General features: G+C 40.7%; 6 protein-coding genes. 2 read left to right on the forward strand and 4 right to left on the reverse strand.

Annotated features, from left to right (window positions below; all coding sequences use genetic code 11):
• Positions 1–52 precede the first annotated feature (52 nt).
• Positions 53–1,690 (forward strand): S41 family peptidase, encoded by a 1,638-nt coding sequence (locus tag E4635_RS06830; protein ID WP_135525882.1) that lies wholly within the window; start codon positions 53–55, stop codon positions 1,688–1,690.
• Entirely contained in the window at positions 1,690–2,508 is an 819-nt protein-coding gene (locus tag E4635_RS06835) for an OmpA family protein (protein WP_135525883.1), read from the forward strand. The genes E4635_RS06830 and E4635_RS06835 overlap by 1 nt, the downstream gene beginning before the upstream one ends.
• Here the strand turns inward: E4635_RS06835 and E4635_RS06840 are convergent.
• From E4635_RS06840 to E4635_RS06855, 4 genes are all read right to left on the reverse strand, one after another.
• Entirely contained in the window at positions 2,505–2,951 is a 447-nt protein-coding gene (locus tag E4635_RS06840) for a GNAT family N-acetyltransferase (protein ID WP_135525884.1), read from the reverse strand. The two genes, E4635_RS06835 and E4635_RS06840, sit on opposite strands and share 4 nt — an antisense overlap.
• Before the next feature lie 55 nt (positions 2,952–3,006).
• A complete protein-coding gene (locus E4635_RS06845) occupies positions 3,007–5,016 on the reverse strand; it encodes a LysM peptidoglycan-binding domain-containing protein (protein WP_135525885.1) in 2,010 nt (669 codons plus the stop codon).
• 104 nt (positions 5,017–5,120) lie between these two features.
• Positions 5,121–6,308 carry a phosphoglycerate kinase gene (locus E4635_RS06850; protein ID WP_135525886.1) on the reverse strand — a complete coding sequence of 396 codons (1,188 nt, stop codon included), beginning with the start codon at positions 6,306–6,308 and terminating at the stop codon, positions 5,121–5,123.
• A gap of 23 nt (positions 6,309–6,331) precedes the next feature.
• Positions 6,332–7,318, reverse strand: coding sequence for a PorP/SprF family type IX secretion system membrane protein (locus E4635_RS06855; RefSeq protein WP_135525887.1), 987 nt, complete (start codon positions 7,316–7,318; stop codon positions 6,332–6,334).
• Between the last annotated feature and the right edge of the window lie 11 nt (positions 7,319–7,329).

Here is a 7,329-nt window from a genome sequence, read left to right on the forward strand (position 1 = left end):
GAGTTAGTAAAATACGCAGTAATTTAGAGACTCATTCTTAATTAGGGAAATCATGAAACGTTTCATCCAAAAAAAATATATACTCACCTTTTTAGCAAGTGCCTTCCTCTTTGCAGGTGTCAGTTTTAAGGAAGATTTTTTCGAAATAGCCAAACAGATCGAAATTTTCACCACGTTATTCAAAACCGTCAATATGAATTATGTAGACGAAACCAATCCGGCGGAATTGATGGACAAATCCATTAAAAGCATGCTCGCGGACCTGGATCCTTACACGGTTTATTTTAACGAACAGGATGTGGCAAAATTCAAGATCAACAATACCGGCGAATACACTGGAATTGGTGCCATGATCAACCGTAAAGAAGGGAAACTCATTGTCCGTGAAGCCTACAAAAATTATCCTGCAGACAAGGCAGGGCTTAAGGCTGGTGATGAAATTATCCAGATTGGCGATGTCAACCTGATTGATTTTAAAGAAGATGCCTCACAGCTTCTGAAAGGAAGCAAAAATGCTAAAATCGATATTAAATACAAGCGCCAGGGCGAATTGAAATCGACACAGCTTATTTTGGATGAGGTCGAATTGAACGCTGTTCCTTATTTCGGGAAAATAGACGATAAAACCGGTTATATTGTTTTGTCCCAGTTCAATGCCAAAGCGTCAACAGAAACCAAACAGGCTTTGGAAAAATTAAAAGAACAAGGTGCCACACAGATTATTTTGGACCTTCGGGGCAATCCCGGCGGGCTTTTAGGAGAAGCGGTCAATATCTGCAACCTTTTTGTCCCGAATAACGAAACCATCGTAACTACAAAATCACATATCGCCAAGCACAACAACACTTACAAAACGTCCAGGAATCCTATAGATACTGAAATTCCATTGGCAATTATAGTAGACGGAAAAAGTGCTTCCGCGAGTGAGATCGTAGCAGGAGCCTTACAGGACTTGGACCGTGCGGTAATTATCGGCAGCAGGAGTTTCGGAAAAGGATTGGTGCAGCGCCCGTTGGACCTTTCGTACGGGACACAGCTGAAGGTGACCATATCGAGGTATTATACACCTTCGGGAAGATGTATACAGGCTTTGGATTATTCCAAAAAAGATGCAAACGGGAAAGCTATCCGTACCGAATCTAAAAATTACAATGCTTTCAAAACCAGAAAAGGCCGTACTGTGTATGACGGAGGCGGGATCCAGCCGGATATTGAACTGGAAGAAACCAAAACCACCAGCATTATAGAAGCCTTGGAGAAAAACGATGCCATCTTCAATTACGCGACGGCTTATTATTACAAAAACCCGTCATTAGGAGATAAGATACCGGTATTGGGCGATGCAGAATTCGCTGCTTTCAAGAATTTTCTAAAAACTCAGAATTTCTCGTTTGACACGAAAACGGAATTGGCCCTTAAAGAAACCATGCAACAGGCCAAAAAGGAAAAAATAGACGCCACGATAAAAGTACAGTATGACAACTTATTAGCTTCTTTGCAAAAAGCGGAAGAATTGGAAATGGATAAAAACAAAACGGAAATCCTTAATTTACTGCGGGATGAGATCATCAAACGCTTTCAATACAAAGAAGGATTGTACCTTTTTTACACCAAAAACAATTCGGAAATAAAAAAAGCTTCGCAATTATTGTCCAACACAACAGAATACAACCAAATACTTAAAAAATAATGAATAAGTATTGGAAAATCTTATTCTTACTTTTCTCTTTCTCAGCAGTTTCGGCCCAGGAAGAAGTCGTCAATTCGGTGTATTTCGAGTTTGACAAATACCATCTGGATGAAAAACAAGGCAATGCTGTTGTCTCGTTTATTAAAAATGTGGATTCCACAAGGGTAGAATCAATACAGATTTTCGGTTATTGCGATGACAGGGGAAAAGACGCTTACAACTTCAAACTCTCTAACAACAGGGCCAATACCATTAAGAACAAATTGGTTTCAAGCGGTATCAAAAGCAAGATTATTGTTACCATTGAAGGCAAGGGCCGTGTACTTATAGACGACGATATACTGGAAAACCTACCTGAAGTCCGTTCTAAAAACCGCAGGGTCGATGTTGTGGTCAACATGAAACCCTTACCCAAAATAGTGCTTCCGGGCATGTTTAACGAAATCCAGAAAAAGCATATCGTCGGGGACCGGATATTCCTGGCAGATGTCCTTTTTGAAAAAGGGAGCAGCAAAATCAATATCAAGGCTAAAAACGATCTGGAAAAAATGGCTAAAGCCCTTCTGAAGTATAAAAACCTGAAATTTGAAATCCAGGGCCATGTTTGTTGCACGCCGCCATATCAAAAAGAAGCCATAGACCGCGATACCAAAAAAAGGCAGCTTTCCTCCAATCGTGCCCAGGCCGTTTATAAATTTTTCGTTACCAAAAAAATAGACAAGCTGCGCATGACTTACAAAGGGTATGGGAACAGCCAGCCTTTGGGGAAAGAACCCGAATACGACCGGCGGGTGGAACTTGTGATCACTAGTATTTAGCCGCGTTTCATCCGGATGTGCGGTATGTCATCTTCCAGATAGGTTTCGGAAGTGGCTACAAAACCATGGCTTTCGTAGAATTTCTTAAGGTATAATTGTGCCGAAATAGTGATTTGGCTCTTGCCGAAATGCTCCAGGATGCCTTTGATCGCTTCCCGCATCAGGTCATGGCCCCATTTGTTTTCCCGGAATTTGGCCGCTACGATTACCCTTCCGATGGAAGCTTCCTCAAAATAGTACCCGGCATCGAACAACCGGCAGTAGGCTGCCAATTCATTTTCATAATACGCCAGGACATGCAATGCTTTTTGGTCTTTGCTGTCAATATCCTGATAAATGCAGTTTTGCTCCACGATAAAGACTTCGCTGCGCAATTTTAGTATATCATATACTTCTTGTCCTGAAAGTTCCGTAAAAGGCCTTATTTTGAATTCTAACGGCATAATTGAATCATTTATACAAAAGTAACAAAAAAGGGAATCAAATGATTCCCTTTCTTTATCCTTTAATCTTTAATTCCATTCCCGGTTTGATATTCTCATCATTGATATCATTCAGTTTTTTGATATCGGCAACGGTCGTGTGGTGCATTTGTGAAATACTGTACAAGGAATCTCCTTTTTGAACAATGTATGATTTCTGTTCCTGGTATTTGCTTTTCTTTTTGGAAACTTCAGCAACAGGAGTTTCAGTCGTTTTTTGGATTTTCAGCTTCTCTCCTACTTTAACTTTAGAATTGGAAAGGTTGTTCCATTCTTTCAGGTCGGCAATGCTCACGTTATTCTTATCTGCAATCAGCGACAGGTTATCACCGCTTTTCACTTTGTAGAAAATAGTCTGGTTTTTATCTTCCGTAGAAGCTACGGCTTCATTGGCAACCGGTTCTTCCGGAGCAGTCAATCGGATCTTATCGCCTAATTTAACATTGTTGTCTTTCAGGTTGTTCCACTTTTTCAGGTCTGCAACATACAATTTGTTCTCTTTCGCAATTTTGATCAGGTTGTCGCCGCTTTTAACGGTATATTCGGTAAGTGCGCTTTCTTTTTCAGCCGCTGTTTCCGGTTTGTCCGCTTTTGCGATTTCGGTTGCCGGCTGTTTTTTGGTTTTTTCAACAACTGCAATTCTTTCCGAAGTCATAATTTTTAATCGCTTCCCTGCCTGCACATTGTTCCCTCTTAACTTGTTCCATTTTTTGATGTCGGAAAGGGCAACGTCATATTTTTCGGCGATGTCGCTTAAGTTATCACCACGCCTAACCGTGTGGAATTTTGTTTTCGAAACCTTTTTCATAACCGTATTTCCTTCGGCTATGGCTTCTTCCGCAGTATTGCCTGAAATAGTATCCTTTATGATTCTTGCTTTTGCTTTCGGTGTAAACGGTTTTTCCCTTCTGCTTTCCTCATAATTGATATAAGCATACATTTTATCTTCATTTGAAGTAAAGATGGCCACTTTGTCTTTTGGCAGGCGTAGGAAATGTGTCTGGTTGGTCACATAAGGAACCACTTTCATTTTGTAGGAAGGATTCAAAAATTCCAGTTGCTCCTCGGAAATATTCAATAAATCCGAAATCTGTTTGAACGACATTTTCTTTTTAATGGCAATCGTATCGGTAGCGAAATGGTTTACGATGGCTTTTTCAGGAACAATCCCGTGCTCTTTGTGGTATTCGAAAATATACATATAAGCATAAAAAGCAGGAACGTAGCCTTGTGTTTCACGTGGAAGGTTCTTTTTGATGTTCCAGTAATTTTGCTGGCCTCCGGAACGGCGGATCGCTTTGGCAACATTTCCGGCACCGGAATTATAAGACGCCAGGACAAGCTCCCAGTCACCGAAGATCTTGTACATATTCATCATGTACCTTGCAGCGGCATCCGATGCTTTGAGCACATCGCTGCGTTCGTCTACGTAAGAATTGATATTCAGTTTGTATTGTTTGCCCGTTTCGTACATAAACTGCCATAGTCCGGTTGCCCCAACTCTTGAAACCGCTTTTGGGTTTAAGGCAGATTCCACCAAGGCAAGGTATTTGATTTCCAAAGGCACATTGTATTTTGCCATTGCCTCTTCAAACATCGGGAAATAGTATTGGGAAATTCCCATAAGCCTTTCCATGGAGTGTTTGCGGTTCTTCAAAAAGGCTTTCACCAAGTTTTCCAACCCAGGGTTATACTCAATATTAAACGGTGATTTTTCGTCAAGTAATCGCAATCTTTCCTTAAAAAGGTCGGTTGGCAATTCGTAATCCACCTTTTGGTCTAGGTCAATATTTTTGATGTCTGCATAAAGCTCATCAAAAACTTCCTGGTTTGTTAGTTCCTTTAAAGCAAGGCTGTCAACGCAAGAAGTCATTTCGTCAGCTACATAAGTGCTTTTAAGCGAATCAAGAAATGATAGTTTTACCGTAGGTTTTGCAGTGGCTTCAGCTTGAAAGCTATCCTGTGCAAGGGCAGTAAAAGTAGGTAAAAGTAGGAGTAGGTTTAGGGCAAAAAACTTTTTTATCATACTGTATATTTTGTAACTTATTAAAATTCAACTAGTTGAAAATTTTTGCAAACATAAAAGGTTACAACGTAAAAAAACAAAAAAAATTGTTAATTTTTTGATTTTTAACTTATTACCGCTGCTATACCAGGTAAGGTCCTTCCTTCTAACATCTCCAGCATTGCCCCGCCACCAGTAGAAACGTAGCTCATTTTCGGTTCAAAACCAAACTGTTTTACGGCGGCTACACTATCGCCTCCGCCAACAAGTGAAAATGCCCCGTTACGGGTCGCTTCGGCAATAAAGTTTCCTAATTCAATTGTTCCGTTGGCAAAATTTGACATCTCAAAAACACCTAGCGGGCCATTCCAAAGAATCGTTTTGGATTCCAAAATAACCTTTTGTATCGTTTCGAGGGATTTTGGCCCCACATCAAGGCCTTGCCAGCCGTCTGGTATTTTATCCACATCAATTACCTGTGTTTGCGCGTCATTGGAAAAAGCATTGGCTGCTACCACATCAACAGGCAAATGGATCTGTACGTTCTTCTCTTTGGCAGCACGCAAAATCTCAAGGGCCAGTTCAAGTTTGTCGTCTTCACAAATGGAATTGCCAATTGTACCGCCCAGTGCCTTTATAAAAGTAAACGTCATACCGCCGCCAATAATCATGTGGTCCACTTTATCGAGGATATTTTCGATAACCGTAATTTTTGAAGATACTTTGCTTCCGCCCAAAACAGCCGTAACAGGTTTTTCACTATTATTCAAGACTTTGTTCAGGCTTTCGATTTCTTTTGCCAAAAGGGTGCCAAAACATTTGTTCCCATCAAAAAACTGGGCAATAATCGTTGTTGAAGCATGGGCTCTATGCGCCGTACCGAAGGCATCGTTCACATAAATATCTCCCAATCCGGCTAATTTTTTGGCAAAATCAGCATCACCAGCTTCCTCTTCTTTATAAAAACGAAGGTTCTCCAATAACAATACCTGGCCCGGTTGAAGGTTTGCAGCTGCTTTCTCGGCAACCTCTCCAATGCAATCTGCAGCAAACTGAACAGGAACGCCCAAAACTTCAGAGCATTTAGCTACAATATGGCGCAGCGAGAATTCGTCCTGGAATCCTTTCGGCCTTCCCAGGTGCGACATCAGGATAACGCTTCCGCCATCGGCAAGGATTTTATCGATGGTAGGTTTTGCCGCTTCGATACGAGTGGCATCGGTTACATTAAACTGTTCGTCTAACGGTACATTGAAATCAACCCTGATTAAAGCTTTTTTGGTATTGAAATTAAAATCTGAAACTGTTTTCATCCGGCTTATATCTTTATTCTTTTTTAATCTACTTCTTTTTGTGTACAAGGACAGTTACTGGCTTTCTGTAAGAAATCAAGCCCTATGGTAATCATGTGTGTCCCTGAGTTATAATTGGCCAATTCGTTAAGTGTCAGCTGATACGAATACCCTACATAAAACCCTTGCTTTTTGATACCGATCATTGGCCCTAAGGTAAGGGGTTTCAAAGGCTGGTCATTCAAGAACCTGTAAGTCGCTCCTAACCAGAAATATCCGGTTCTCTGATTGTCATAATATCGTATTTTGGCATTCAAATCTGTACTGGAACGGCCGTCACTCTGAAAATACTGGAAGTAGGCAGAAGGTTCGATTTCTACCCTGCTATCTCGGTCGCTTTTGTACGTATAACCGGTAAAAATCTGGTAGTTCCTAAGCAAATTCGGTTCCGCCATATAAAACTTCTTCGTGTCCTTGTTCAGGATGTTGCTAGCATTTACACTGAAGAAAAAGGCTTTCCTACGGTACAAAAGACCCACATCGAAGTTATTGTTGGATGTAAACCGGTCGTTTGTTATACTTGGATCGACAATATTGAAGTTTTCGGTATCAATCCTGAAATTATTGATATTGAAAGAGATACCGAAAGACAAATACTGTTTGGAATAATAATCTAAAATGATATGGTGCGCAAAGGATAGTTTAGCTCCTGTTTGCCTTGTAAATCCGTTTTTATCATTATAGAAAGATGCTCCTACACCAGATTGGTCCGCGATCCTGAAATCAGCGTACAAAGCCTGGTTCCTTGGAGAGTCTTTAATACCGACCCATTGTGCAAATCCGTTGGCCCTGATCCTGAAATTATCACCGATACCTGCATAAGTAGGCGATAAAACAAATGGGTTGTCAGCCAAGTACTGGGTCGCAACAGGAACATTAAGTTCCTGTGCAACATTCTTTGTAAACGATAACAAAAGTACCGCAATAAGGAGTTTTCCTTTATTTACTATTCTATTTGGGGAAGAAATCATACTCTTTGAAT

The sequence above is a fragment of the Flavobacterium humi genome (genome assembly GCF_004745595.1).
GTDB lineage: Bacteria > Bacteroidota > Bacteroidia > Flavobacteriales > Flavobacteriaceae > Flavobacterium > Flavobacterium humi.

What these genes read in the sequence shown, in the direction of transcription:
- E4635_RS06855 (WP_135525887.1), bottom strand. Translation starts at nt 7,318, where the DNA reads ATGATTTCTTCCCCAAATAGAATAGTAAATAAAGGAAAACTCCTTATT.
- E4635_RS06845 (WP_135525885.1), bottom strand. Translation starts at nt 5,016, where the DNA reads ATGATAAAAAAGTTTTTTGCCCTAAACCTACTCCTACTTTTACCTACT.
- E4635_RS06850 (WP_135525886.1), bottom strand. Translation starts at nt 6,308, where the DNA reads ATGAAAACAGTTTCAGATTTTAATTTCAATACCAAAAAAGCTTTAATC.
- E4635_RS06840 (WP_135525884.1), bottom strand. Translation starts at nt 2,951, where the DNA reads ATGCCGTTAGAATTCAAAATAAGGCCTTTTACGGAACTTTCAGGACAA.
- E4635_RS06835 (WP_135525883.1), top strand. Translation starts at nt 1,690, where the DNA reads ATGAATAAGTATTGGAAAATCTTATTCTTACTTTTCTCTTTCTCAGCA.
- E4635_RS06830 (WP_135525882.1), top strand. Translation starts at nt 53, where the DNA reads ATGAAACGTTTCATCCAAAAAAAATATATACTCACCTTTTTAGCAAGT.